A 1533-nucleotide genomic window follows, 5' to 3' on the forward strand; every position below is an offset into this window, starting at 1 on the left:
TGTCTCAAAGAAAATATAGTGCTTTGGAGAAACTTGCCATTCTCGAAGAAGTATCAAATGGGGAAATTGGTTTTCTGGCAGCTGCGAAGAAATATGGGATTAACAAGACCACGTTAATGAGATGGCAGCGCAGGCACAAGACGTGTGGGGATAAAGGCTTAGAGCGACGAACGCATCTTCAAAGCTATAGTGCTGAGCTCAAGCTCCGTGCGGTGAAGGATTACCTAGAAGAGGGATTGTCTCAGTACCAGATCATTGAAAAATACAAGATTGCTAGTACACGGCAGCTCTTCAATTGGATCAACAAGTATAATGGTCATAGCAGCTTAAAAGCCTATAAAGGGGAAGCAAAAGCTATGACAAAAGGTCGCTCTACTTCTTGGCAAGAACGGATTGAGATTGTGCAGTATTGTCTGGCACATGAACATCATTACCAAAAGACGGTTGAACAATTTAAGGTCTCCTACCAGCAAGTGTACCAGTGGGTGAAGAAGTTCGAAGATGGCGGTCAGGATGCGTTAAAGGATGGTCGAGGGAAAAAGAAAACCCCGGAAGAGTTAACGGAGGCCGATCAACAGAAACTCAAAATGAAACAGATGGAGTACGAGATCGAGCGACTTCGGGCTGAAAATGCATTCTTAAAAAAGTTAGAGGAACTCGAAAGAAGGCGACGCTAAAACAAACACGACAGGAAACGATATACCTTGCCATTCAATCACTTCACAAGGATGTGTCAATGAGCGTCCAGCTCTTATGCAAAATAGCAGGAATTGCACGCTCAAGTTATTACAAGTGGCTAAATCGAAAACCCAGTGGTCGAGAGCTGGAGAATGAGCAATTGACCCAAGTAATGATGACGATCTATGAGAAAGTGGAACGTACTTTTGGATACCGTCAATTGACCCTGCATATGCGTAAACAAACCGGAAAAACCATTAACCATAAACGCGTTGAACGGTTAATGAAAGTAATGGGGATCCAGTCTGTTATTCGGAGAAAGAAAAAGAAGTATGCGAACGCCACGCCGCAGCAAGTGGCGGAGAACCTGCTAAACCGTAAATTCCGTGCTGATGCGCCGAATGAAAAATGGCTCACCGATGTAACGGAATTTAAATACGGCCATGGCCAAAAAGCGTATTTGAGCGCTATTCTCGATCTCCATGATAAAACCATTGTCTCCTATGTATTAGGGCGTTCCAATAACAACCCCCTTGTATTCCAGACGTTGAGACAGGCCTTGCAAGCTGCTCCAGGAAGCAGCCCCATGCTTCACAGTGATCGAGGCTACCAATACACTTCTTTGGGCTTTAAGAAGCTCTTAGATGACAGTAACATGATCCAGAGCATGTCCCGAGTAGGGCGGTGCATCGATAATGGTCCAATGGAATCTTTCTGGGGGACTCTCAAATGTGAGAAGTATTATTTGCATACGTACCATACTTTTGAAGAGCTTGAGAGAGATATTCAGGCCTACATCCACTTTTACAACCATGAACGATTACAAGCAAAACTAAACGGCCTCAGTCCGATGGA

Annotated in this window: 2 protein-coding genes; both read left to right on the forward strand. The window is 44.4% G+C overall.

Going from position 1 to position 1533, the window contains the following annotated elements; genetic code table 11:
- Positions 1-677 (forward strand): helix-turn-helix domain-containing protein (locus ACFPYJ_RS33130; protein ID WP_379192881.1); only part of this gene is annotated, 677 nt, incomplete at its 5' end.
- Positions 635-1533, forward strand: an 899-nt coding sequence (locus ACFPYJ_RS33135; protein WP_379192883.1) for an IS3 family transposase, incomplete at its 3' end; no start/stop codon positions are given. The genes ACFPYJ_RS33130 and ACFPYJ_RS33135, both read left to right, overlap by 43 nt.

Origin of the sequence: Paenibacillus solisilvae (assembly GCF_042656405.1) — a bacterium.
GTDB classification, from domain to species: Bacteria; Bacillota; Bacilli; order Paenibacillales; family Paenibacillaceae; genus Paenibacillus_Z; species Paenibacillus_Z solisilvae.